This is a genomic window from Cryobacterium sp. Y82, assembly GCF_002929495.1.
GTDB lineage: Bacteria > Actinomycetota > Actinomycetes > Actinomycetales > Microbacteriaceae > Cryobacterium > Cryobacterium serini.
Genome location: NZ_PJJJ01000034.1, coordinates 25,657 through 48,726 on the forward strand (window position 1 = coordinate 25,657; position 23,070 = coordinate 48,726).

A 23,070-nucleotide genomic window follows, 5' to 3' on the forward strand; every position below is an offset into this window, starting at 1 on the left:
GCGGTGCGCTTCGCGCTGCCCCGCGTCGATTGGTTACTTGACGAGGTTGCCGGCGTCGACGGGGAGGGTGACGCCGGTGATGAATCTTGCTTCGTCGGAGGCCAGGAACAGTACCGCGTTGCTGATGTCGACCGGTTCCACCCACGGGACCGGCAGGGCGTTGAGACTCTTGAAGGCCTCGACTGCCGAATCCTGGGTAGGGTTCGGATTGGACGGATCGAACAACCCCCACACGTCTTCGTTCTGGATCATGATCGTGTTGACCGTTGTTGGATGCACCGAGTTCACTCGAATTGAGTATTGGGCGAACTCGTTGGCAAGCGTTTGCATGATGCCGACGACCCCGTGCTTAGCTGCTGTGTAGTGGACGGTGTTAGGAAGTCCTTTGATCCCGGCAGTCGAACTGGTAAGAATGATCGACCCGCCTCGTCCACCTTCGATGAGATGCGGCAGTGCCGCCTTGCAGGTGTTCCAGACGCCGGTCAGATTAATGTCGATAGTCTCCTGCCATGCGGCGTCCTCAAGCTCGAGCGCCGGGGACATCTGAAAGATCCCTGCGTTGGCTGACACAATATCGAGCCGTCCGAGCTGAGCGACCCCATCGGCCAGGACCGCCTTCAGCGCTGCTGAGTCACGTACATCGGCCTGTGTGGCGATGATGCGGCGATCCAACGCTTCCACCTGACGCACGGTTTCGGCAAGATCCTCCTCGGTGGCCATCGGGTACGCATGCACCGACCCGACCGCACCGACTATGTCGACCGCAATTATATCCGCGCCCTCCTGAGCCAGTCGTAGCGCATGACTGCGCCCCTGACTTCTAGCGGCACCGGTGATGAACGCTACTTTTCCTTCTACACGCCCCATTGCGTGCTCCTTTCGATCCATGGATACGCGGATCACGGGTGGTGATCCGTGGCTCTGATTCGCAAGCTTGCCCAGGTGCGGCGAATTTTGCGAAGGCTGCGTCTTGCGGGCACCGGGCACGAGGCCGCCAATGCTCGGTAACGAGTCGGGCGACCCCGTGACCGGCGTTCCGCGAGGCGGGGGTGGGGTGGTGTTTTCTTAGGCGCCGACGGTGACGGCCTCGCGCAGGGCGGCGGGTGACTCCGTGGCCACGGGCGACAGGAGGATGACGCCCCGAATGTTCTTGCCGTCCCGCATATCTTGGTACGCGTCGTTGATCTGGCCGAGCGTGTACCGGTTGGTGACGAGTTCGTCGAGCTTGAGCTTGCCCTGCTTATACAAATCGAGCAGCGTCGGGATGGCGTAGCGCGGAGACCACGAGCCGTAGAGCGCACCCTGGATGCGCTTCTGGTTCATGACCAGGCTGAACAGGTCCGTCGGGATGCCGACCTCGCCTAGCGGTGACATTGACGTGACGACGACGATTCCACCCTTTCGGATGGCATCCGTCGCTGTGCCGATGATGTCGCCGTGCAGCACGCCCGGAGTGCAGATCGCGGCGTCTGCGCCCTGCCCGTTTGTGATGCTGCGCACAAAGTCGATAGCGGCTTGCGCCTCGGCGAAGACCTCCGTCGCTCCAAACTCGGGTGCTTTCTCCCGTTTGAACGGTGCCGGGTCGACCACAACAATGTGTGAAGCGCCGGCTGCGGCCGCGCCTTGGACGGCATTCATACCGATGCCGCCCACGCCGAAAATAATCACCACATCGCCGTTGTGAATATCAGCCGAGTTCACCGCCGAGCCATACCCGGTCGGCACCCCGCAGGCGACCAGTGCAGCGACATCGAGGGGGATGTCGGGATCGATCTTGACGATGGATGCCTCGTCGAAGACCTGCCACTCGGCGAACGTTCCCAAGGCGGCCATCGTGGCGAGATCTTCACCGTTGGAGTGCATGCGGTAGCCGCCAGAGGGCTGGTTGCCGATCAGGGTATTCGCGCCGAAGTCGCAGAGATTCTGCAGGCCCATCGCGCACCACCGGCACTTTCCGCAGGATGGGATAAATGACGTGACGATGTGATCGCCCACTGCGTAATCCGTAACCTGGCTGCCGATAGCGCGGATGATGCCAGCACCTTCGTGCCCGCCGACAATAGGAAGGTTGATCGGCATGTCTCCGCTTGTGGCATGCTCGTCGCTGTGACACAACCCGGTGGCGACCATTTCGACCAGCACCTCCGTGGGACCCGGATCGTCCAGATCAACCTCTTCGATCTGCCACTGTCCCGGTTGTTCACGAAGTATGGCTGCATGGGTTTTCATCATGTTCTCCCTTTTGTGATGCGTTCGATCCACGTCGTCGTGGACCGTTTTCAACTACAGCTGCACGCGCCTTCGCTGCCGCATGCGCAGCCGGATAGCGAACTCGCGAGCAGATTTATCCCGGCCAGTGGGCTCTTACTCAAGGCCCCTTCCGGTGGCTGTTCGGGCGTAAACCCGACAAGGGGGCTGACTTCGCAGTCGCTGGCGTTTACCGGAGCTATTCCGGCGCGACGGCTGAGCGTGAGCTGTATCGGTCCCATTCCTTCGCGACCGGCTCGGGTCGTGCGGTGGGAGTGATCGACGATTGACGATTTTGGAAGCTCCACCGCTTTGCCCTTGCGGTTCTTCAGCAACTCTTCGCCGTAGCCCTGGACGCATTCCGGGTCGGGGCCGTCGAGCGGAAGTCCGGTGAAGAATTTGGCGGCCATGCAGCCGCCCTTACAGGTGTCGAAGAACGTGCACGAGGTGCACGCTCCACCCGATTGCGGTTCGCGCAGTTTAAGGAAGAGCTCCGAGTGCGTCCAGACCTCCTGGAACCCGCCCTCTGAGCGCACATTACCGGCGAGGAATTCTTCGTGGATGGCGAAGGGGCAGGCGTAGACGTCGCCGATGGGGTCGACGAGGCAGACGACACGGCCGGCACCGCAGAGATTGAGGCCGGGCAGAGCGTCTCCAAAGGCGGAGAGGTGGAAGAATGAGTCTCCGGTAAGCACACCATCTCCGTGTGCGACGAGCCAGTCGTAGAGTTCGCGCTGCTGTGTTTGAGTCGGGTGCAGTTCGTCCCAAACGTCCGCTCCGCGACCAGAGGGGCGCAGGCGGGTGAGCCGCAATTGGGCGTCAAACTTGTCGGCGATCGCCTTGAAGTCGTCGAGCTGGCTGATGTTCTGACTGGTGCAAACGACCGATATCTTGAATCCCTTGAAGCCGGCGTCATACATGTTCTGCATGGCTTTCATAGCCGTGGCATACGAGCCGGGCCCGCGCACATGATCGTTGACTTCTGCCGTTGCGCCGTCGAGCGAAATCTGCACGTCGACATAGTCGCTTCTGACGAGGCGCTGGGCGATCTCCGGGGAGATTTTGACGCCGTTGGTTGAGAATTTGACTCCGACGTGGTGTTCGGAGGCGTAGTCGACGAGTTCCCAGAAATCGGGACGCACGGTTGGTTCGCCGCCGCCGATGTTGACGTAGAAGACCTGCATCCGTTCGAACTCGTCGATGACGGTCTTCGCCTCTGCCGTCGTCAGCTCGCGAGGATCGCGGCGCCCGGAACTCGAGAGGCAGTGCACGCAGGAGAGATTGCAGGCGTACGTTAATTCCCAAGTGAGACAGATGGGGGCATCGAGGCCGTATTCGAAGAGATCGACAAGACGCTCGGTTTTGCGGGGAGTGTCTTTCGCGGCGAGAACGAAGGGGGATGTACGGGGTGCATCGAGAAGAGTCACGAGGCCCTTTCAACGACCATGGAGGATTTCGCGAGAGTGCTGAGTGCGCGCTGGTAACGGGGAAGATCGCTCTCGCCGATGCCCGCGGCCGTGCAGGCCGCGCGGGCAGACGGGGCTTCTGCGAGAGTTCTCACGACGGCGAGAAGCGTCTTGTCCTTCAAGAAGGAGAGCTTGCGGGTGCCGAAATGGTAGAGCAACGCGCCGAATGGCTCCGGGCGAACGGATACCTGGGGATGAAGATCCCATCCCCGGTCAAGATCCAGGCCTGGCATGTCAGCGATTTAGTAGACGCCGCACATGCCGTCGATCGAGATCTCCTCGACCAGAGCGTCGGATTCGAGATCGGATCCCGCGGATTGTTCAGGGCCTACGGGTGCGGACTCGATGTGGCTAATCTTTCTTGCGGAAACCATGTGGTTCTCCTTGCGTTAGAAATCGACATCAGTGGCGAAAATCTCGTGCATGCACCAGACTAGTGGCACTCAGTGCCGAAAGTACAGGGGTGAAAACAAATGAATGAATGCTCTGTGGCACCGCGGATGGGCCGACAGCCGCTGACGACTCGCGCCGCCCTGAGCCACGTAGCACTTCGGCTTTTTCTCGAGCGCGGTTTCGAACGGACGACTGTCGACGACATTGCCAGCGCCGCCGGAATTGGGCGTCGAACCTTGTTTCGCTACTTTCCTTCCAAGAACGATCTGCCCTGGGGGGACTTCGATGCGGAACTCGTACGCATGCGCTCGTTTCTCGCTGCCACGGATACGACCGTGTCCCTCGTCGATGCGCTCGCCCAGGCGGTCGTCGAATTCAATCGATTCCCACCAGAAGAGGCACCCTTTCACCGCGAGCGGATGAACCTGTTGCTAAACGTTCCGGCGCTGGTGGCGCACTCCGCGCTGCGGTATGCCGAGTGGCGCCTTGTAGTGTCGAACTTTGCGGCTGGCCGTTTGAGAGTCGCCGTCGACGCGATCGAACCGACGGTGATCGGTTGGGTATTCCTCGGTGCATCGCTTGCGGCTTACGAGCAGTGGCTCAGAACTGACGACTCGAATCTTATTGAGCTGCTCGAGTCGGCCTTGCTCCTTCTCAAAGAGGGGTTTGCGCCGGGTGAATTAGCAACAGGTGGACCCGGAGGGCGGGCATGAATTCACGGGTACCGATGTCGGACTTGTCGGACGTGATCTACGACGTGATCGTGGTCGGTGCCGGCGCGGCCGGAGCCCCGCTCGCAGCGCGACTGAGTGAAGATCCCGGGAGGCGGGTGCTGCTCCTCGAGGCGGGGCCGGTGCCGCGGTCCGCCGCTGGGTTCCCACCCGAGCTGCTTGATGCTGGAACCGTACAGGGAGCGATGCCGGGGCATCCGCAGAATTGGTCGTTCACCGGTAATCTCACACCAGACCTTGTCTACTCGATCGCGCGCGGCCGGATCCTCGGTGGATCCTCGACGATCAACGGCTCGTACTTCATTCGTGCAAGAAAAGCCGACTTCGATTCCTGGTCAATCGGGTCATCCGAATGGGCCTGGGAAAAGGTCTTGCCGTTTTATCGCCGGATCGAAACCGACCTGCAGTACGGCGAGACCGCCGTGCACGGCGGCGCAGGGCCGATGGCCGTTGGTCGGCCGCCGCAGGACCATCCGGTGACCGTCGCCTTTCGCGCGGCGGCCGCGGAGCTGGGCTTCGCCGACGAACCCGACAAGAACGATCAGGGTCTGCCCGGACACGGACCGTTACCGATGAACGCGCTCGACGATGTGCGCCAGAACACCGGAATCGCCTACCTGAATCCGGTGCGGCACCGCAAAAACCTCACGGTGTGGGGTGACAGCTACGTTCGACGCGTGCTGTTCGAGGGCACGCGAGCGATCGGTGTCGAGGTCATGCGCGGCGGCAGCATAGTTCAGTTACGCGGGCGGGAGATTGTGCTGTCGGCCGGTGCGATTAAGTCGCCGCACCTCTTGTTGGTTTCCGGGGTCGGACCCCGGAAACAGTTGGAACAATTCAACATTCCAGTCGTGCGTGACCTGCCAGGGGTCGGGGCAAATTTCAGCGATCACCCGGACATTGCCGTGCTCTGGCAGCCGCGCCGACAGATCGTTGACTACCGCACGTCCCAGTCGATGGCGGCGTGCCTGAACTTCACGGCGACCGGTTCCACTGCGCCCGGGGATCTGGAGATCCTCCCGATGCTCAAACCCATGGGGTATCTATTGACCGGCAGCGCGAGCGGCATCATGGTCGGGGTGCGGGCCGCAGCGAGGCATCCGCTTCGATCGCTTCGGGCTCTGCGCGGGGTGTCGATGCGGCGCTTCGCGAACCAGATCGCCCACCGGGGGGACCTCGCGCTGCTCGTCGCCGTGCAGTCGGAAACCTCGCGCGGACGTATCAGCCTTCAGTCGGACGACCCCGGCGTGCAACCGCGCATCGACTACAACTATCTTTCGACCGAGAGCGATCTCGAACGCATGCGCGAAGTCGTGCGGGTGGCGGTACGTTTGCTGCGAACGGATGCCTACAAACACCTGTTTAGGCGATTGACCGAACTGACCGACACCGTGCTCGAGAGCGATGATCTGCTCGATGACTGGCTGCGCTCCCACCTCGGCACCGCTATTCACCTGTGCGGCAGTGCACGGTTCGGGCCGGCAGATGATCCTGGGGCCGTCGTCGATCAGTACGGACGCGTGCACGGTGTCGAGGGGTTGCGCGTCGCCGACACCTCGATACTGCCGACCACTCCCATACGCGGACCGGCCGCGACCGCCGTTCTCGTCGGGGAGCGCGTGGCCGACTTTATTCGTCGCGGAATGTAAAGCCGACCTTAATAAGATTTGACGATTTCCATACGCGCATCGAAGTGCGTCTGGACGGGTGGTCGCGCATCGATCTCACCGGCTACTTCTACGGGGCTTCGTGTTTGGCCCATTCGACGGGACCCGGCTCGAGATCTGACTAAATTGGTTTCGCGCCGGAAGACAATCGCTGTCGTGAACGTGAACGTGAACGTGAACGTGTTCGAGAACGGGTTCGGCTTCGCCGTGCTGCGCACGGCTACGGCCTACGAGGGAAGCCTGCGCCGCCATTCGTTGGCAGGCTCCCTCGCTTGCATCGTTATCTGCGGAATACTTTTTGCAGCCAGTCGTTGAGCGGCCGCAGCACTGAAGGCGCATAAGCGTGCTCAAGTGTGATCGCGTGCGCAACGGTGGGCAAAGTAACCTGGTCAACGCTTGCGGCGCCGGTGAAAAGGGACGCTTGATCAGGACCGCCCGGCGCAGGGAATAGCGCGTCGCTTCCTCCGGCGATAATCAGGACAGGAACCTCGATCGAGGGAACATTCACCAGGTCAACCGCCACAGCCGGGGCGAACGATGCGGTGTCGCCACAAGGATCAATGGTCAGTAACTGCAGTGCTGCACTCTGCACGGTTGGCTCAGCGCTATTGAATAGGGCCGCCGCAGCTCCTTCGGGTGCTCCGAAAGGAGCGTATCCGGCTGGGCCGGCACCGCCGACGCGCAGACCGCCGCTCGCGCACACGGTCGCAGCGTACGCCGCATTGTCTCTAAGGAGCTGCGATTGCACACGATCGGCATAGCCGATGACAATTAATCCGTCGATGTCGCCGAACGAGTACGCCGCGACCTGCGCGATCTGACCACCGTAGGAGTGACCGGCGAGGACAATTCGCGAAAACTCCGGAGCCTGCCCCGATGGGTTTACCTGATAGGAGCCTGCGCGCAGTTTGAGCACGATCTGGTGGGCAATATCCGCGCGGGATCCGACGCAAATACTGTTTCCCTCAGGTTTGTCGCTGCTGCCATATCCGAGACGGTCGATGACAACCGACACCTGACCGGCCTTCGCCTGATTGGTGGCGAAGTCGTAATTTTGTGCCTGGTTGAAGTCCCAGAAGAACTCCCCGAAACTCAGGCCGTGCAAGTAGAGAGTCGCGCCGTTTACTGTTTCTCGTCGCAGCTCCTTCGTGGGGCCAACGATGTGGCCGCGGACGGTGTACGTTGCCCCGTCACTAGCGCAGGCCACCTTGGAACGATTGACATTTTCAACCTCGAAGGAGACCGGCAGACTGGTGACGGCATCAGCTTTCATGCTCGAGCCATTCTGGTTTGCAGCCGTAGCGGACGTCGGTGCCGTTGCCGCGTTGACTACGCTCGGCGTTCCAAGAAGCAGCGCCACCACTGCAACGGCCGCCAGTGCTGATCTGCTCGGACGAAGTCGTTTTTTAGGGATGAATCGGATCCTGACACGTTGTTCTCCAAACGAAAGTGACATGGCCCAACGCATCAGACGTAGTGCGTGTGGTGGGGCCATCTAGTGAAAAGGCACGCCTCGACAGCGAGATCAGGTGCGGGGCGCGGAGCCGTTACTTGGGCAAATCGGCGAACTGGTCGTCAGCGTAACCCCAATGGGGAGTGCTTACAAGAGATGCCCGAGGAATCTCCGATGCCGGTTTCAATGCGGTTACTGCGCGACAGGGTTAGGGCTTGGCCGGTCGCCGGGCTTACTGTTCTAGCGTTGCGCTAGGCCTAAGGCCCACACCCGGCAGGCCGCAGGTCTAGAGGTCGATTAGATTTTAAGGTGGGTGTTGTTCTAGCAATGTTTCCAACATGATGTTCGTGGTGGATGCGGCTTTGACGGTGTCGCTGGCCGCGCAGATCGCCGTGCAGGTGCGCTTCGGGGTCGTGAACGGTGAGTTGAAGCCTGGTTCCTGACTGCGTCCAGCACGTGATCTGGCTAGGTCTCTGCGCGGGAATATGCACATGGTCTTGCGTGCATACGCGCAGCTGCGGACGACGAGGTGATTGAGATGCGGCAAGGGCGCGGAGGCCTTCGTACGCCAAGACGCCGACCCTGGACTTATCTGCGTGACCGCACTGGCGGCCGAATTGATGTGCGAGGCGCGAAAGTGGGGGCTGATTCAGCGAGAAATATTGCGGTTGATCCAGAGCGGTGGAACAACATAAGTGACAAGAAAATGGGCGCGCCTTCGACGAGAACTTTGATGCAGGCTATTTTGCTAGGTGCACCAGTACGGTTCGGGGCTGGGGGTGTTGGCCCGGTTAGTCCGGGCGGGGCGCCAGGTTTGGGTGGGGTCCCATAAGACGGGTCCGCGTATTTGGGGTCTGCCGTTGATCATGCGGATGTTCCAGCCGCTGGTGTCGATGGTGTGGTGGTGGAACCAGCAGAGGAGAGTGCCGTTGTCCACGCAACGCTAATGTGACCCCTATGAAGATCATCCGCACGGCAGCGATTTATGCACGGATTTCCTCAGACCAGACCGGGCTGGGGTTGGGAGTGCAGCGCCAGTTGGAGGACTGTCGGAAGCTCGCTGCGGAGCGGGGCTGGACCGTCGCTGAGGAATACATCGACAACGATATCTCAGCGTTCCGCGGCAAGGCGCGGCCTTCCTACGAACGCATGCTCGAGGACATCCGTGCGGGTAGGCGGGACGCGATCGTCGCTTACCATCAGGACCGGTTGACCCGCCGCCCGATGGAGTGGGAGCAGTTCGTGGAACTGTGCGACCAGGCGGGCGTGCAAAATCTGGCGACGGTCACATCGGACATTGACTTCGGCAACGATAACGGGATGCTCGTCGCCCGGATCACGGCTGCTGTCGCCGCGAACGAGTCGGCGCGGAAGTCCGAGCGCATCAAGCGCAAAATTCAACAGAACGTCGAGCAGGGAAAACCCAACGGTGGAGCACAGCGTCCCTTCGGCTATGAGATTGACCGGCTCACGGTGCGCGAGTCGGAGGCCGAAATCATCCGAACGCTTGTGCAGCGTTTTCTGGCTGGCGAGTCGGTGCGTTCTCTGGTGTCGTGGATGACCGCGGAGGACGTCCCGACGACTGCGGCCGCGGAGGGGTGGCGCACGCCGACGCTGCGGCAGATTCTTCTGTCCGGGCGTATCGCAGGCCTGCGGGATCATCACGGCGAAGCAGCGGGGCCGGCGGCATGGCCGGCGATTATTAGCGTGGCCCAACACCACCAGATTCATGCGCTCTTCCAGACGAAGAAGGTGTCAGGACGTCGAGCGCCGCGCAGCTATCTACTGTCGGGAATGCTGCGCTGTGGCAACTGCGGAAATCGGCTCTACAGTTCGATTCGGCGTGATCGCCGCCGCTACGTGTGTATGTCCGGGCCGGATCATCGCGGCTGCGGTCGGCTGACGATTGTCGCTCAGCCGGTGGAAGAGTGGATCGCGGCGGCCGTTCTGATGCGCCTGGACACGCCCGCAATGGACGACGCCCTCGCCGGACGCGCCGACGCCAACGACCGGCAGGCCGCCTTACTGACGGAATTGCAGGCTGCGCAGTCGAAGATGACGGAGCTTGCTGAGATGTGGGCGGCGGATGAGATTTCGCGGTCCGAATGGAAAGACGCCAGAACACCCTTGGAAGCCCGGGTCGATAACGTGCAGAAACAGCTGGACCAGATCGCTGGTTCGAACTCCCTCGACGCCCTCGTGGGCCAAGGAGAACACCTGACCGCTAGTTGGGACACGCTCAACCTGGACCGGCAGGTTGCCATCGTGAGGGCGGTGCTGGACACGGCGACGATTCTCCCGGGCGTTCTAGGTGCCCGGAGCGTGGACTACAACCGGATCGTTCCCAGCTGGCAGCTGTGAGAGGCGGGCGTTGCGGTCGCCGCTCCGCGGCTGTCCCGCAACAGCCCGCCCTATCAGCAGCACGCCAACCCGAGAAACAACCCCGGCATCAGTCACCGCAACCGGAACCCCTTGCACCGCGCAGGTGGCCTCCAACCACGCGCGCAATGCCGCTCTATCGATCACGACTCACCGGCCCCACTGAGCCCAGATGCACGGCGGTCCCGGCCAGTCCTCGACCGAGGACGATGACCACTCCTTTGACGGCTGAGAATCCAGCACCACCGATGCCTGATTGAGCACGTCCTCGGACGAAATACCCGATAGCGCCATCGGGCGCGGCCGAAAATTCTGGGCCACGTCGTACCGGTGCAACCCGAGCACGCGCTCGGACGGATCCGCGAAGGACTTCGCGACATACTTCGACAGGTACCCCGCGGCTATCCGAGCCTCGGAGAGATTACTCGAGCCGACCGGCAGGCCGCCCAGAAGCTTGATATGCACGAACCCGTGCCCCCACGCTGACTCAATGAGGGAGCGCTTGATGAACCGCCCCACGGCAAAGTGCGCGTGCAGGCCGTGGCCAGTCTTGTGCCATTCCGGAACCCACGCGTACGGGAAAGCCGTCCCGCCGAGAGACGACCGCAAGGAGCGGAAGAACTCGCCCAGATGGAGGCGAAGTAATTCGGGATCGTGGCATCCGGACCCGCGGAACGTGAGCGTGCCGAGTCTGTTGAGCCGGTTCGCTGAACAATAGCGCCGCAACGTAGCCGAGGCGCGCTGTCCAGCGGATGCCGCCGAACGCTCCGGATCCTTCGCGAAGCCCCGCGAAACGTAGCTCGGCACACGACGGATGGACGAATGGAACGATCCGCCGCCCTCTCCCGCTTCCGGGTACAACGTGAAGCGCCATCCGGCATCTGGACGTGCGAGGGAATGGAGTGATGGATGTGGTGCTGAAGATGACATGGAGGCCTACCGTGCGAAACCGACAAGGGAATCGCTGAAACCCGGACAACCTCAGTTGTCGACAAGATCCGGAACGGCGCAGGCCTCAGCTACCGGACTCCCACCGGTGCGGCCTCCAAATAGTTATGCGTGAGCGGGGGCACTGGCCTTTATAGCGCCGCTCGACCCCTCCAGATGGGTCCCTCAATCATTTAGTTGGTTTGGGTTCCGAGCCCCTGGAGTGCTGACTCATTGAAACCTCACACTATGTCTAGCAGCCGAATCACATGGCTGTGATTCGTTCACAGGCAACTGCTAGCTGCCGCGGAATCTCTCGCGCTGCGCGCGGTCGATTCCTTGCCCTCGGACGCGCTACCGCGCTCCCGAGTTACGTTGCTTATTCAAGTAAAGAGGGCCGCTGCGCGCCCCATAGGATCGGGATATCAACGTAATGGAGCTGGAATGGCAAAGGATCGTCAGTTAAACGGGAGCCGAAGGGTGATTTCGGACATACCGGGAATCCGGGCATCGCTAACGGAGGTAGTACTTCTGACACTGGCCGTAGCGTTCGGGGTCAATCTCGTTTCTACAGTTCTCTCAAGCTGGATGCCGCAATGGCTGACGTTGACGATAGGAGCAGTCCTCGGATTGGTACCCATAATCTACGTCGCGTGGAATCGGCTGAAGGCAGTCGTTTACGAGACACAGATCGAGGGCTTTCTCGTTTTGGACAAGGAAGCCAACGAGCTGCTTGAAGTGCCAGAATATGACCTCGCAGACGATGCCGTTCGCTATTTGTCAGCGGCATTTGCGGAGAATCCGGCGCTGCGTCGGCAGTGGGACGAAGAGCCCCTGATGAACAATTGGCACAAATCCGCCAATCGAGGGGGCCTGGGCGATCGTTTGGTGAATGAGCTGGTTGAGTACATCGTGCTAGACCGGCTCAGTATGACCCTCAGCGCTCATTTCAATTCGACCGGGTTCTCTGAAGATAAGCTCCGAACGTATCGTCGAGCTGATTTGCCAGACATCCTTCTGAAAAATCGTTTCCTGGAGCTGTTCTCGCGAGACATTGCGGATCGAGATGGCTTCGAGCACGCCGGTGAACCTTCGGGTGAGGGTTGGACACTGGTCGCTACAAGCAGCTCAGCCGGAGCGTACTACCAACGGTTCGAACTAATTCTCCCGTCTGACAGCACGATCAAGCGGACAGAAGACAATGATCTGCTGATCGAAGGCCCCACATTGACCGCGAGAATTTCGGCAAGTGTTCCGGGCTATGGCGGAAAGGCACCGAGTGCACTGCGTCGGCTCTATCTTGGACATTCGGGTTGGGATTCTCACGACCTCAGCGTACAAATCGACGTGCAGGTAAAAATCAAACGACAACTTTTCCTCAGACGCGAAGCATTGCGATACAGCGTGTGGATAGAGGACGTACTTGAGGACCTCGCTGAGTCGTTTTCTGGCGACCGCTTCGTCTCACGCATTCAATGGCCGCTGCTCGAAGCAGCGGTGCAGGTATTCGACCGCGATGCGCGCGGTCACCACATTCGTTCGACCGCGAAGTCTCCGAAGACTGAGTCTTCCAAATAAAGGCTTCTGCGCCTGCGTAGAGAGCCCAAACTTGCACCGCCAGATTAGGGGGCGTATTTATAATTGACGCCGTTGTCGATGTTGGTCGGTCCGCCCTGGTGGTGGGGGATCACGTGGTGGATTTCGGTCCAGCGGGCGGGGATGATGCAGCCTCCGTCGCGGGCGGCGATCGCGGCTCGTTGTTTGGCGGTGAAGCAGCGCACCTTCTCGCCGAGGTAGAGCACGGCACCGTGGTCGCCGAAGATGACGGTTTGGGCGCCGCCGGCGCAGATGGTTTCTGTGACTCGGCGCATCGAGATGGGCGCTTCGATGCCGTCGATCCAGCCGACGCCGCGGCCCTGGTCGAGGTCGATGGCATTGACGTGGATCATGACGGTGGGGGCGGCGCCGCCCATGGTGGGGGTCTTCGGGTCGCGGGCGGCCGCTTCGAACACCGAGCGGAGGATGTCAGCGCGTTTCTCGCCGGCGGTGCGGCGATCGCCGTCGTAGCGGATGTCGCCGCTGAAGGGGTCGGCGCTGAAGCGTTCACCGTCCGTGCGCGAGTCGCCGACATTAAGGCCGTCCAACTCAGTGCCAACGCCTGTGCCGTCGCCGGGTTCGGTGGGTTCAAACCGGGGCGTGCGGGACCGGGCCGACAGGTGGGTGTCGAAGAGGGTGTCCATGATGCCGCGTAGTTCGGGGGTGACGTCGGCGCGCAGCGGGTAGAGCCCGTTGCGGAGCAGTCCGAACGTCAGAGAGCTTGTCGCTTCGACGAGGTCGTCGGTGGGGGCGGTGCCGTCGGGGTCGAGCCGGCCCTGCCATTCCAGGGCTTGCGCCCGCAGCAGGTCGGGCGCGAAGCGAATACCGGCCCCGGGCAGCCCGGCGGTTTCCGGGGTGATCGCGCCGGTGGCGGTGGCGACCAGGGCGCGTTCGACGTGGTCGAGGTCGTCCTGCAGGACTTTGCCGTGCAGTGCGGTGAGGGTGGTGGCGATGATTTCCGCCGACTCCACCCCGAGCTCACCGCTGCTGAGTCCGTCGGCGATGACCGGGTATCGGGCTGGCACGGGCAGGCCCATCGGGGTGCGTTCCACGACGGTCTCGCCCAGTTTCAGGCGGCGTTTGGCTTCGCGGCCGGAGATGCCGGCGAGTTGGGTGATGAACTCGACCCGGTTGCGGCATCCGTTTTTGTAGGCGAGCGAGCCGTTGCCGAGGTCGGTTTCGGCGCGCACACCAATGTCGGTGGTGGCCCGTAGCCTGACACCATCAATCTTGCGGCCCAGGCCCTCAAGCGCTGCCAACACCGCGACAGCTTCGCTGTCATCGAGCTGACCAAACCGCACGCCGTCGAACGCCAGAGCCAGAATCGCAGCACCCTGACCAATGACCGCAACCCGAGAACCCTCGGGTTCCGGCATCGAGCCGGTGGCGGCGGGCGGGGCGGTGAGGGTCATGGCGTCGGTGCCTCCTTCACCAACAATTATAGCCTGAAACGCTCACAAACACGAGACTATCTCAGCAAAATGGTGACGTGTGTTCAGAAATATCTTCTTGCCGCCATAGGGTGCTGGCCAGCCGATTGCCGTGACGTGGTCCGACTTCACGAAGGATGCCTAACGGTCCGGCAAGTGATTCACTTGCCAGTATGGAATCTGAAAGCCCCCAAGCGGATACAGCCTCCTCGGCACGCGCCGCGCTCGTCGCGATAGCAACGGACCGGCAGCGGCTTGGACGACGGCTGCAAGCGCAGACCTGGTGGACAGCCCCCGCACAAGCAATCGCCATTGCGGCGGTAATCGCCTCGCCGGCCGCGGGGATTGCATTCGGAATGATGATGGTGTCGGCGATCGCCACTTTGGCGCTGGTCGGCATCGATCATCTCGTTCGCAAGCGGATGCAGCTCGTGACGCTTCCCGGACCAACCGGGCCGATGAGCCTGACGATCCTCATCATTGTCTGCGTTGCAATCATCGGAGCGTTTGCCCTATCGATCTACTTCGAGATTAATAACCTGCACGCGGAGATCGTAGTAACCGCGGTCGCTGGATTCGTCGCGGCCCTCATCGGATCGGTCCTCTATGATCTGGCCAATGCGCGGAAACTGCTCCGTGTCGGTTAAGCCACGCTTCGATGACGCGATCCATGCTCCAACCCGTTTGAGGGTGTGCGCGCTGCTGCGGGTAACTGGTGTTGCGGAATTCAACACGATTGCGACCACCCTGGAGCTAAGCGAAGCGGCGCTGTCCAAGACCATTCGCAATCTGGCCGAGCTCGGCTACGTGCTGACCGTGAAGCAAGCATCGCCCGCACGAGCGGATGCCCGCCGCACGACAAGCGTCGCTCTCACCCTGCGCGGTCGGGCGGCAATAGACGGCCACCTGGCCGCGCTCCGTGAGCTGTCGCAGTGAAGTCCCCATAACATTCCTCCCGGATCGGTCGACCAACGGTTGCGCCGGCGCTCGAGCAGGGCGAGCCAGTGCATTCGAGCCACTGTGGAGCCAATAACAGCGGTTGCGCGCTGAATGCGCGCGCGCATATAGGCTTGTCCGTGACACGGGGTGCCGCACATAGTGTGCGTGCTGAGATCAATACCCGTTGAACCTGTCTAGTTAGTACTAGCGAAGGAATGTCACGGATGACTGATCGAACCTCCCAGCTCGCGCTTCGGCAAACGCCTCGAATTCTTAGTATCGCCGGAACCGATCCGACCGGCGGCGCCGGAATTCAGGCCGACCTGAAGAGTATTGCGGCCAACGGCGGCTACGGCATGGCCGTGGTGAGTGCCCTGGTCGCGCAGAATACGCGCGGAGTGCGCTCGGTGCACACGCCGCCATCCGCCTTTCTGCGTCAACAATTGAACGCCGTGAGCGACGATGTGACCATCGATGCCGTCAAGATCGGCATGCTCTCGCAACTCGACGTGATCGCCGAGGTGCGTTCCTGGCTTTCCGCGTGTCGACCGCCCCTGGTGGTGCTCGACCCGGTGATGGTAGCAACGAGCGGGGACCGGCTGCTCGAACCGTCAGCCGAGCAGGCGCTGCGTGACCTGATTCCTCAGGTCGATCTCGTCACGCCCAACGTTTTCGAGTTGGCCGTTCTCTTGGAGGAACACCCGGCGGCCACCTGGGCAAAGGTTCTCGAACAGGGCAAAAGATTGTCTGCCCGCACCGGTGTCACCGTGCTGGTCAAGGGCGGCCATCTCAACGAAACCAGCTGCCCGGATGCCCTGGTCAACAGCCAGGGGCTGCTGCCGCAGAGCGTGGTCGAGGTCGCGTTGCCACGTATCCGCACCAGGAACACGCACGGCACCGGATGCTCGCTCTCCTCGGCCATGGCCACGGTGCAGGCGAGAACCGGTGACTGGGCACAGTCCCTGGTCGAGGTCAAAGAGTGGCTCCAAGACGCCCTGGCCCACGCCGATGACCTCGAGGTCGGCCAGGGAAACGGCCCGATCCACCACTTCCATCGGCTGTTCGCCCGCGCGACAGCGGCATCCGCTCTGACCGCGGGCGTGCGATGAACGCGGTGCGGTCGGCGGGATTAGGGGAGCGGCGGGAGGCTAGCGAGAAGCCGCTCGGCGGCGTCCGTCGGGTCGTCGGCGTCGGTGATCGCGCGCACCACCACTACCCGGGTTGCGCCGGCATCGACCACCTGGTCGATGGTGCCCAGGTCGATACCGCCAATGGCAAACCAGGGGCGCAGGCTGCCAGCGGATGCGCACCGTGCGGCCGCATAGCGCAGCAGGTCGGTTCCGACCGCTGCACGACCGGGCTTCGTTGGCGTCGCCCAGACCGGACCAACGCAGAAGTAGTCGAGGTTGTCTGCGGTGACGGCGGCGTCCACTTGCTCAGTGGTGTGGGTGGACAGGCCGATCCGCGCCGCCGCGCCGAGCAGTCCGCGGGCGGCGGGCAGCGGCAGATCGGTCTGGCCGACATGGAAAACCGGCGCGCCGGCGAGGACGGCGATATCCGCCCGGTCGTTGACCGCCCAGAGCCGGCCATGACGGTCGGCGACCGTGCGGAGAACCTCGAGGTAGTGAAGCTCCTCGGCCGCGTCGATATTCTTGTCGCGCAGCTGGATGATGTCGACCCCGCCGGCGAAGGCGGCATCCACAAAGTCGGCGAAATCTCCGCGATCCCTTCTGGCATCGGTGCAGAGATACAGCCGGGCGGTGATGGGGTCCATGCGACCAACCCTAGGGGGCGCTGCCGTGGCATCGGTGCACACCATGAGTGAGCGGCCAGCGCAGCGAACGGTTGATGTTGCCGTTATTGGCGGCGGCGTGATCGGGCTCGGCATTGCTTGGGCGCTGGCGCATTCCGGTCGGACCGTGGTCGTCATCGATCCCGACCCGGCCGGCGGCGCCACCTTCGCTGCAGCCGGAATGCTCGCCGCGGTGAGCGAACTGCACTACCGGGAAGAGGCATTGCTTGATCTCATGCTCGCGTCCTCGAAGTTGTATCCCGACTTCATTGACTCGCTCGGAACCGATAGTGACACTACCGGATACCAGCGAACCACGACCCTGAACGTGGGCGTGGACGCGGCTGACCGGCAAGCGCTCGCCGACCTGCGTGCTGTGCAGGTGGCCAATGGACTGGGGGTCGAGCCCCTCACTGTGCGAGAAGCGCGGGTGCTTGAACCGATGCTGAGCCCGCAGGTTTCCGGCGCCTTTTTGGTGGAACAAGATCACCAGGTCGACCCGCGACGACTCACCGCGCGCATCCAGTTCGCGCTCGCTGCCCTCGCGCCAAACGGTCAGGACGCCCTGGTTCGGGTGCATGCCAGCGGGTTAATGCATGCAGATGCAGCGGATACCTCCTCGCGTTTCACTGGTGTCACCCTGGCGGATGGTCGCACGATCCACGCCGCCGAAGTGGTCGTGGCCAATGGGCTAGGGGCAGCCGATTTGGGCGGGCTTCCCGAGCACCTGCGGCTGCCGCTTCGCCCGGTCTACGGGGACGTACTTCGATTGCGAGTGCCCGAGCATCTTCGGCCGCTGCTCACCTCGACGGTGCGCGGGTTGGTGCATGGGGTGCCGGTCTATCTGGTTCCGCGCACCGACGGAACGCTCGTGATCGGCGCCACCCAGCGCGACGACGGCTCGGGCGCCGTGTCGGCCGGTGGCGTGTATCAGCTGTTGCGCGATGCACAGGTTCTGGTGCCGGCGGTCAGCGAACTGGAGCTGATCGAAACGACCGCTCGGGCTCGTCCGGGAACGCCGGACAATGCACCGTTCCTCGGCCGCGTCGGGTGTTCAAGCGGCGACATCGCCGGCCTCATCATTGCCACCGGATTCTTTCGTCACGGTGTATTGCTCACCCCGGTCGCAGCCCAGTATTGTCTGCAACTCATCGAAGGAATCGCAGACGATCGGTGGCGAAACTTTCGGCCCGATCGATTCTCGGCGAGCCGAGAGCCCGCATCCGCTGCACTGAAAGGAGGCCAATCGTGACCGTAATCATCGCCGTCAATGGCCAGAGACGAACCGTACTGCCCGGCGGCAGCGTGACCGACCTCGTAGCCGAGATTACCGGGCGACCCATCACAACAGGCGGACAGGCAGTCGACGGGAGCCGCCTCGGCGTAGCCGTGGCGCGAAACGCCGCCGTCGTTCCCCGCAGCCTGTGGTGGACTACCGAGCTGACCGCGGGCGATGAGATTGAGATTGTGACCGCGGTGCAGGGAGGATGACGGTGCCCGTGACCACTGACAGCCTGGTGATTGACGGTGTGGAGCTGACCTCCCGCCTGATCATGGGCACCGGGGGAGCGCCGAGTCTCGATGGTCTCGGTGAAGCACTGCGAGCCTCGGGAACCGAACTCACCACGGTCGCGATGCGGCGGCACAGCGCAGCGGCCACCGGTTCACTCTTCGAGCTGCTGGTCGAGAATTCCATCCGGGTGCTGCCGAATACCGCCGGCTGTTTCACCGCGCGCGACGCGGTTTTGACCGCCGAGTTGGCCCGGGAAGCCCTCGAAACGCACTGGATCAAGCTCGAGGTTATCGCCGACGAGCAAACCCTGCTGCCGGATGCGGTCGAACTGGTGGAGGCCACCGAACTGCTCGTTGCTCGGGGCTTCAAGGTGTTCGCGTACACCAATGACGACCCGGTGCTCGCGCTTCGGCTCGAACACCTGGGCGCTGTGGCCGTGATGCCGCTCGGGGCGCCGATCGGCACCGGGCTCGGCATTCTCAACCCGCACAATATCGAGCTGATCGTGGCCCGCGCCGGCATTCCCGTGGTGCTCGACGCCGGAATCGGTACCGCCTCTGACGCTGCGCTGGCGATGGAACTGGGCTGCGATGCAGTGCTGCTGGCCACCGCAGTGACACGTGCGCAGAACCCGGTTCTCATGGCCGATGCCTTCAAACACGCCGTGCTGGCAGGCCGGAAGGCCGCCCAGGCCGGCCGCATTCCGCGCCGGCAGCACGCGCTGGCGTCATCGACGATGGCCGGGCGGCCCGACCTGTGAAGCGGATACTCGCGCCGCTCGTCGAACCCGGCGAAGAGCTCACCGCCGCCGAGCGCGAGCGGTATTCGCGCCACATTCTTATTCCCGAAATCGGAATGCTCAGCCAGCGGCGGCTGAAGAATGCGCGCGTTCTCGTAATCGGTGCGGGCGGACTCGGCTCGCCGGTGCTGCTCTACCTCGCGGCAGCCGGGGTCGGCACGCTCGGCATCGTCGATCACGACACTGTGGACCTCAGCAACCTGCAGCGCCAGATCATCCACGGTACCTCAGGCCTCGGCCGCTCGAAACTGGAATCGGCGGCGGCTGCGGTCGCTGAGCTCAATCCGCTGGTCACGGTGTACCAGCACGACGTCTGGCTGACCGCGGCGAACGCTCTGGAGCTGTTCGCCCAGTATGACCTGATCGTCGATGGCGCCGACACCTTCGCCACACGCTACCTGGTCAGCGACGCGGCCGCTATGCTCGGCAAGCCCTGCGTCTGGGGATCCATCCTGCGCTTCGACGGGCAGGTGAGCGTGTTCTGGAACCGGCACGGCCCGACCTACCGCGACCTATATCCGGAAGCACCGCCGGCCGGATCGGTGCCCAGTTGCAGCGAGGGCGGAGTGTTTGGAATGCTGTGCGGAACGATCGGCTCGACGATGGTCGCCGAAGCCGTGAAGTTGATCACCGGGGTCGGGCGCACGTTGCTCGGCCGGGTCGTGCTGTTCAATGCGCTCGAGGCAAGCTGGCGCGAAATCAGCATTGCGCGCGACCCCGCGACCGAAGCGATCACCACGCTGATCGACTACGACTTGTTCTGCGGAAGATCGACCAAGGATGCGATTTCGGTGCAGCAACTCGCCGCCCTACTGGATCGACGCGCTCGAGGCGAGATCGACTTCGACCTCATCGACGTTCGGGAACCAGACGAGTACGAGATCGTGCACATTGCCGGGGCACTGCTCGTGCCGCAGGGCATCATCCTTTCTGGACAAGCCCAGCTCGCCCGCGACCGCGACATCGTGGTGCACTGCAAGGCGGGCCCGCGCTCGACTGTCGTGCTCGACGAGCTGCAGCGCCAGGGTTACGCGCATGTGCGACAGGTTGAGGGCGGCATTCTGGCCTGGGTGAAAGAGATTGAGCCCACACTGTCGACGTACTAAATAGTGCGGAGGCGACACGAAAGCAGATGCCGCACGCGCCATCTGCTCACGGCCCCCGTAAGGGGGGTATTATCACTGCAATCGGGATCTTCCCGCGCATGAAATGAAAGGTCGAACTATGAACCCGTTACTCATCATTGTGGCCGTCGTTGCGGTGGTGTTGCTCCTTACCGGAGGCCTGGTGGAGTCGCTTCAATTTCTGCTCTGGGTCGGTATCGTACTGGCGATCATCGCAGTGATCATGTTCCTGATGCGGTCGATGTCAGGACGCAAGAGCGCCTAACGCGACATAGTGCCAGCGCAGCCGGTAGAAGGAGAATAAACTCCCTCTACCGGCTTTTCTGCGCCTAAACAAGCTCTTGCCGAGTTGATACAGATCACAACGGATGCAGCCCTGACAACGACGGCGATGCTTTTCCTAGACCGCACTTATTGTAGTGTCGAGGCACTTGATCGAGTTGGAGATCAATCGTTGCGTCGTGCCCCCCGGCCGACTATGCGGCAGGTCGCCGCGCTCGCCGGTGTCACCCCTACATCGTGCCGACCGAGCTCATCGCTCGCGGCTTTGGAGAAATTGGACCCCATGCCTGAATTCACCACCACCTCCCGTGTCGTCGTCGTCGGTGACGCCCTGATCGATGTGCTGCGTGACTCCGAGGCGAGTCGGGAATTTGCCGGGGGCGCAGCCCTGAACGTGGCGGTGGGGCTGGCCGTACTGGGGGTGCCGACGACCCTGATCGCGATGGTCGGTGACGACGCCGACGGCGTGGTTCTTCGGTCCTTCCTCGACCAGTACGGTGTGCAGCTGATCGCAACACCGGGCCCGCTCGGGTCTTCCCGGGCCGTGTCGGATCGCACCGACGGCGAACCCCGCTACTTTTTTAACGACGCCGCCAAAGCGCGCCGAATCGAGTTCGGCGCGGCCGAGCGGGACGCGCTGGGCGCCGCCACCGTCATCGTTGTGAGCTGTTTTCCCTTTGACGACACCGCGCAGACCGAGGCGTTCGCTGCCTGTGTCACCGACCCGGAGCGCCGTCTCGTGATCGACCCGAACCCGCGGGCCGGCATGCTGCACGACGGACCGCGGTTCGCGCGCAACTTTGAGGCGCTCGCCGCTCGCAGCCTGCTCGTAAAGGTTGGCGACGAGGACGCCGACCTTCTCTACGACAGCACGCTCGACGAGCTGCAGGAACGCCTCGTCGAGGTGGGCGCACACACGGTGCTGGCGACCGCCGGGCGGCTCGGTGCCTCAGTCTCGTTTGGGAACAATGGGCTGGTCAGTGTCCCAATCGCCGAGCTTGATGGACCGGTCATTGACACGATGGGCGCGGGGGACGCGACGCTGGCGGCATCCGTTCGCACCATCGTGAACGATGGGGTGCCGCAGGATTCCACGGCCTGGAAGGCGCTGCTGGCCGACGCCATGCTCACCGCCGCGGCGACCTGTCGGCACGAGGGAGCACTGCTCCGGCGCCCCTAGACAGCGGATGCCCGGGCCGGGTTGGTCCTAGGCCCCAGGCTCGGGCTCGGGCTCGGGCTCGGTCAGCTTCAACCGGCCGCGAATGGCGTCGCGAGCCTGCTGGGCGGCACGGCGCACCTCTTTGTCGGAGTCGCGCAGGCGCACCTCGATCGTGGCAATATTGTCGGCGGTGCCCTGGGCGGCGAGGGCGTGCAGCGCGGCGGAACGAACGCGCGGGTTCTCGTCGGTCGTGAGACGCACGAGCTTGGGTACGACCTGCAGGCCGCGCAGCAGCACAACCTTGGCGCACATTTCGCGCACACGCCATGCCTGATTGTTCAGGCCGACGACGATGTACGGCGCGGCCTGCTCGCCCCAGACGTGCAGCAGCGCGCGGGCGCCCCACAGCTCGGGCCAGTACAGCGCTGGTGCACCCTCGAGGATGCCGAGCGCGTGGCGACCACCGGCGTAGAGCAGAAAGTCTTTTCCAGCGTTTTTGGCACGCAACAGGGCCACGGCGTTGTCGATGACGACGTTCTCGCCGTAGTGCGCGACGGCGGCGCGAATGCGCTCGTCGGTCGGCAGGTCGATCGGAAGGTCGGGGTGCGGAATCAATTTGTTTTGCATAGCCCCCTAACGCTACCTCCCCTCCGCGGTTTCCGGGCTCTTAGGAGAGCAGCAGCTCGAAACCGGAGGCGTGCTCGTAGATGCCGTAGTTGCCGATGTCAGTGAAACCGAGGCTGCGATAGAGAGCGAGGGCTTCTGGCTGGGCGTAGCCGGTTTCCAGGCGCATCCGCTCGTAGCCGAGATCTCGGGCAAGCTTCTCGAGTTCGCGCAGAATCGTCTTCGCGTGGCCCTGGCGGCGGTAATCGGGGTTGGTCCACATGCGCTTGACCTCGGCGGTGGTCGCGTCGTACTGGCGCAGGCCGCCGCCTGCGACGGTGGTGTCACCGTCGACGAGAACGAGAAAGCCGCCGCTAGGCGGATCAAACTCTGCCCCGTCGACGTCGTGCACGGAATCGCCGTCCCCGTAGCGGGTTTCGTATTCACGGTGCAGGTCAAGCAGGAGAGGGGCCACCTCGGGGTCACCGAGGCGTACGGATACACATTTCACGTCTAATAGTCTGCGCCTTGTCGCGGCGTGCTCGTGACCGGCCACGGGAGCGCGCTGGG

24 protein-coding genes, 1 pseudogene and 1 riboswitch are annotated in these 23,070 nt (G+C 62.9%); of the genes and pseudogenes, 14 read left to right on the forward strand and 11 right to left on the reverse strand.

All coding sequences use genetic code 11. The annotated features are described in order from the left end of the window. Window positions 1-33 precede the first annotated feature (33 nt). The 5 genes from CXY70_RS11060 to mftA all read right to left on the reverse strand — a co-directional run bounded on the left by CXY70_RS11060 (window position 34) and on the right by mftA (window position 4,087). A complete protein-coding gene (locus tag CXY70_RS11060; protein ID WP_304481724.1) occupies window positions 34-903 on the reverse strand; it encodes a mycofactocin-coupled SDR family oxidoreductase in 870 nt (289 codons plus the stop codon). Window positions 904-1,065: 162 nt separating this feature from the next. Next, window positions 1,066-2,232, reverse strand: a complete 1,167-nt coding sequence (locus CXY70_RS11065; protein WP_233205893.1) for an NDMA-dependent alcohol dehydrogenase — start codon at window positions 2,230-2,232, stop codon at window positions 1,066-1,068. Between the two features lie 47 nt (window positions 2,233-2,279). Continuing rightward, window positions 2,280-3,674 carry a mycofactocin radical SAM maturase gene (mftC, locus tag CXY70_RS11070; RefSeq protein WP_104192430.1) on the reverse strand — a complete coding sequence of 465 codons (1,395 nt, stop codon included), beginning with the start codon at window positions 3,672-3,674 and terminating at the stop codon, window positions 2,280-2,282. Then, window positions 3,671-3,946: a mycofactocin biosynthesis chaperone MftB gene (gene mftB, locus CXY70_RS11075; protein WP_104192431.1), complete on the reverse strand. Its 276-nt coding sequence runs from the start codon at window positions 3,944-3,946 to the stop codon at window positions 3,671-3,673. Before mftB ends, mftC begins: the two co-directional genes overlap by 4 nt. 9 nt (window positions 3,947-3,955) lie before the next feature. Next, window positions 3,956-4,087, reverse strand: a complete 132-nt coding sequence (gene mftA, locus CXY70_RS11080; protein WP_104192432.1) for a mycofactocin precursor MftA — start codon at window positions 4,085-4,087, stop codon at window positions 3,956-3,958. 126 nt (window positions 4,088-4,213) lie between these two features. On the opposite strand from mftA, the gene mftR reads away from it, so the two are divergent. From mftR to CXY70_RS17815, 3 genes are all read left to right on the forward strand, one after another. Beyond that, window positions 4,214-4,819, forward strand: a complete 606-nt coding sequence (gene mftR / locus CXY70_RS11085; RefSeq protein WP_199183420.1) for a mycofactocin system transcriptional regulator — start codon at window positions 4,214-4,216, stop codon at window positions 4,817-4,819. Next, on the forward strand, window positions 4,816-6,486 hold the full coding sequence (locus CXY70_RS11090) for a GMC family oxidoreductase N-terminal domain-containing protein (RefSeq protein WP_199183421.1): 1,671 nt from the start codon (window positions 4,816-4,818) through the stop codon (window positions 6,484-6,486). Before mftR ends, CXY70_RS11090 begins: the two co-directional genes overlap by 4 nt. Window positions 6,487-6,660: 174 nt before the next feature. Beyond that, entirely contained in the window at window positions 6,661-6,819 is a 159-nt protein-coding gene (locus CXY70_RS17815; protein WP_158250960.1) for a hypothetical protein, read from the forward strand. Here the strand turns inward: CXY70_RS17815 and CXY70_RS11095 are convergent. Beyond that, window positions 6,785-7,960, reverse strand: coding sequence for an alpha/beta fold hydrolase (locus tag CXY70_RS11095; RefSeq protein ID WP_158250961.1), 1,176 nt, complete (start codon window positions 7,958-7,960; stop codon window positions 6,785-6,787). The two genes, CXY70_RS17815 and CXY70_RS11095, sit on opposite strands and share 35 nt — an antisense overlap. Before the next feature lie 954 nt (window positions 7,961-8,914). Here CXY70_RS11095 and CXY70_RS11110 point away from each other — a divergent pair. Then, window positions 8,915-10,318: a recombinase family protein gene (locus tag CXY70_RS11110; protein ID WP_104192437.1), complete on the forward strand. Its 1,404-nt coding sequence runs from the start codon at window positions 8,915-8,917 to the stop codon at window positions 10,316-10,318. Between the two features lie 168 nt (window positions 10,319-10,486). Here CXY70_RS11110 and CXY70_RS11120 read toward each other — a convergent pair whose 3' ends face one another. Then, a complete protein-coding gene (locus tag CXY70_RS11120; protein WP_104192439.1) occupies window positions 10,487-11,266 on the reverse strand; it encodes a hypothetical protein in 780 nt (259 codons plus the stop codon). A 441-nt stretch (window positions 11,267-11,707) separates the two neighbouring features. Between CXY70_RS11120 and CXY70_RS11125 the strand changes: the two genes are divergently transcribed. Further along, window positions 11,708-12,841, forward strand: a complete 1,134-nt coding sequence (locus tag CXY70_RS11125) for a hypothetical protein (RefSeq protein WP_146066118.1) — start codon at window positions 11,708-11,710, stop codon at window positions 12,839-12,841. 44 nt (window positions 12,842-12,885) lie between these two features. On the opposite strand, the gene CXY70_RS11130 is transcribed toward CXY70_RS11125, so the two are convergent. Beyond that, window positions 12,886-14,271: an HNH endonuclease signature motif containing protein gene (locus CXY70_RS11130; RefSeq protein WP_104192441.1), complete on the reverse strand. Its 1,386-nt coding sequence runs from the start codon at window positions 14,269-14,271 to the stop codon at window positions 12,886-12,888. 191 nt (window positions 14,272-14,462) lie between these two features. Between CXY70_RS11130 and CXY70_RS11135 the strand changes: the two genes are divergently transcribed. The 3 genes and pseudogenes from CXY70_RS11135 to thiD form a co-directional block, all read left to right on the forward strand. Continuing rightward, window positions 14,463-14,936 carry a hypothetical protein gene (locus CXY70_RS11135; RefSeq protein WP_104192442.1) on the forward strand — a complete coding sequence of 158 codons (474 nt, stop codon included), beginning with the start codon at window positions 14,463-14,465 and terminating at the stop codon, window positions 14,934-14,936. Continuing rightward, a complete protein-coding gene (locus tag CXY70_RS11140) occupies window positions 14,926-15,225 on the forward strand; it encodes a transcriptional regulator (RefSeq protein WP_104192443.1) in 300 nt (99 codons plus the stop codon). Before CXY70_RS11135 ends, CXY70_RS11140 begins: the two co-directional genes overlap by 11 nt. A 136-nt stretch (window positions 15,226-15,361) precedes the next feature. Then, a riboswitch (TPP riboswitch) is annotated at window positions 15,362-15,461 on the forward strand. Beyond that, window positions 15,444-16,289 (forward strand): annotated as a pseudogene (thiD, locus tag CXY70_RS11145) (bifunctional hydroxymethylpyrimidine kinase/phosphomethylpyrimidine kinase); the annotation flags it as partial. Its footprint overlaps the riboswitch before it by 18 nt. 68 nt (window positions 16,290-16,357) lie before the next feature. On the opposite strand, the gene thiE reads toward thiD, so the two are convergent. Next, window positions 16,358-17,002 carry a thiamine phosphate synthase gene (thiE, locus tag CXY70_RS11150; protein ID WP_233205894.1) on the reverse strand — a complete coding sequence of 215 codons (645 nt, stop codon included), beginning with the start codon at window positions 17,000-17,002 and terminating at the stop codon, window positions 16,358-16,360. Between the two features lie 43 nt (window positions 17,003-17,045). Here thiE and thiO point away from each other — a divergent pair, with 43 nt between their 5' ends. The 6 genes from thiO to CXY70_RS11175 all read left to right on the forward strand — a co-directional run bounded on the left by thiO (window position 17,046) and on the right by CXY70_RS11175 (window position 21,918). Further along, on the forward strand, window positions 17,046-18,272 hold the full coding sequence (thiO, locus tag CXY70_RS11155; protein ID WP_104192446.1) for a glycine oxidase ThiO: 1,227 nt from the start codon (window positions 17,046-17,048) through the stop codon (window positions 18,270-18,272). Beyond that, the gene (gene thiS, locus CXY70_RS11160) at window positions 18,269-18,511 is read left to right on the forward strand and encodes a sulfur carrier protein ThiS (RefSeq protein ID WP_104192447.1); all 243 of its coding nucleotides are present in this window, start codon (window positions 18,269-18,271) and stop codon (window positions 18,509-18,511) included. The genes thiO and thiS overlap by 4 nt, the downstream gene beginning before the upstream one ends. After that, a complete protein-coding gene (locus CXY70_RS11165) occupies window positions 18,508-19,293 on the forward strand; it encodes a thiazole synthase (RefSeq protein ID WP_104192448.1) in 786 nt (261 codons plus the stop codon). The genes thiS and CXY70_RS11165 overlap by 4 nt, the downstream gene beginning before the upstream one ends. Continuing rightward, window positions 19,290-20,438 (forward strand): molybdopterin-synthase adenylyltransferase MoeB, encoded by a 1,149-nt coding sequence (gene moeB, locus CXY70_RS11170; protein ID WP_233205895.1) that lies wholly within the window; start codon window positions 19,290-19,292, stop codon window positions 20,436-20,438. Before CXY70_RS11165 ends, moeB begins: the two co-directional genes overlap by 4 nt. Window positions 20,439-20,556: 118 nt before the next feature. Then, window positions 20,557-20,721: a hypothetical protein gene (locus CXY70_RS18035; protein ID WP_166806461.1), complete on the forward strand. Its 165-nt coding sequence runs from the start codon at window positions 20,557-20,559 to the stop codon at window positions 20,719-20,721. Between the two features lie 300 nt (window positions 20,722-21,021). Continuing rightward, window positions 21,022-21,918 carry a PfkB family carbohydrate kinase gene (locus CXY70_RS11175; RefSeq protein WP_104192450.1) on the forward strand — a complete coding sequence of 299 codons (897 nt, stop codon included), beginning with the start codon at window positions 21,022-21,024 and terminating at the stop codon, window positions 21,916-21,918. Between the two features lie 27 nt (window positions 21,919-21,945). On the opposite strand, the gene CXY70_RS11180 is transcribed toward CXY70_RS11175, so the two are convergent. Further along, on the reverse strand, window positions 21,946-22,524 hold the full coding sequence (locus tag CXY70_RS11180; RefSeq protein WP_104192451.1) for a HEAT repeat domain-containing protein: 579 nt from the start codon (window positions 22,522-22,524) through the stop codon (window positions 21,946-21,948). A gap of 40 nt (window positions 22,525-22,564) precedes the next feature. Beyond that, a complete protein-coding gene (locus CXY70_RS11185) occupies window positions 22,565-23,011 on the reverse strand; it encodes a GNAT family N-acetyltransferase (protein WP_158250963.1) in 447 nt (148 codons plus the stop codon). Between the last annotated feature and the right edge of the window lie 59 nt (window positions 23,012-23,070).

What these genes read in the sequence shown, in the direction of transcription:
- thiO (WP_104192446.1), top strand. Translation starts at nt 17,046, where the DNA reads ATGAGTGAGCGGCCAGCGCAGCGAACGGTTGATGTTGCCGTTATTGGC.
- CXY70_RS11065 (WP_233205893.1), bottom strand. Translation starts at nt 2,232, where the DNA reads ATGATGAAAACCCATGCAGCCATACTTCGTGAACAACCGGGACAGTGG.
- CXY70_RS11110 (WP_104192437.1), top strand. Translation starts at nt 8,915, where the DNA reads ATGAAGATCATCCGCACGGCAGCGATTTATGCACGGATTTCCTCAGAC.
- mftR (WP_199183420.1), top strand. Translation starts at nt 4,214, where the DNA reads ATGGGCCGACAGCCGCTGACGACTCGCGCCGCCCTGAGCCACGTAGCA.
- thiE (WP_233205894.1), bottom strand. Translation starts at nt 17,002, where the DNA reads ATGGACCCCATCACCGCCCGGCTGTATCTCTGCACCGATGCCAGAAGG.
- CXY70_RS11180 (WP_104192451.1), bottom strand. Translation starts at nt 22,524, where the DNA reads ATGCAAAACAAATTGATTCCGCACCCCGACCTTCCGATCGACCTGCCG.
- CXY70_RS11120 (WP_104192439.1), bottom strand. Translation starts at nt 11,266, where the DNA reads ATGTCATCTTCAGCACCACATCCATCACTCCATTCCCTCGCACGTCCA.
- CXY70_RS11125 (WP_146066118.1), top strand. Translation starts at nt 11,708, where the DNA reads ATGGCAAAGGATCGTCAGTTAAACGGGAGCCGAAGGGTGATTTCGGAC.
- CXY70_RS11135 (WP_104192442.1), top strand. Translation starts at nt 14,463, where the DNA reads ATGGAATCTGAAAGCCCCCAAGCGGATACAGCCTCCTCGGCACGCGCC.
- CXY70_RS11090 (WP_199183421.1), top strand. Translation starts at nt 4,816, where the DNA reads ATGAATTCACGGGTACCGATGTCGGACTTGTCGGACGTGATCTACGAC.
- mftA (WP_104192432.1), bottom strand. Translation starts at nt 4,087, where the DNA reads ATGGTTTCCGCAAGAAAGATTAGCCACATCGAGTCCGCACCCGTAGGC.
- mftB (WP_104192431.1), bottom strand. Translation starts at nt 3,946, where the DNA reads ATGCCAGGCCTGGATCTTGACCGGGGATGGGATCTTCATCCCCAGGTA.
- CXY70_RS11130 (WP_104192441.1), bottom strand. Translation starts at nt 14,271, where the DNA reads ATGACCCTCACCGCCCCGCCCGCCGCCACCGGCTCGATGCCGGAACCC.
- CXY70_RS11095 (WP_158250961.1), bottom strand. Translation starts at nt 7,960, where the DNA reads ATGTCACTTTCGTTTGGAGAACAACGTGTCAGGATCCGATTCATCCCT.
- CXY70_RS11165 (WP_104192448.1), top strand. Translation starts at nt 18,508, where the DNA reads ATGACGGTGCCCGTGACCACTGACAGCCTGGTGATTGACGGTGTGGAG.
- CXY70_RS11175 (WP_104192450.1), top strand. Translation starts at nt 21,022, where the DNA reads ATGCCTGAATTCACCACCACCTCCCGTGTCGTCGTCGTCGGTGACGCC.
- CXY70_RS18035 (WP_166806461.1), top strand. Translation starts at nt 20,557, where the DNA reads ATGAACCCGTTACTCATCATTGTGGCCGTCGTTGCGGTGGTGTTGCTC.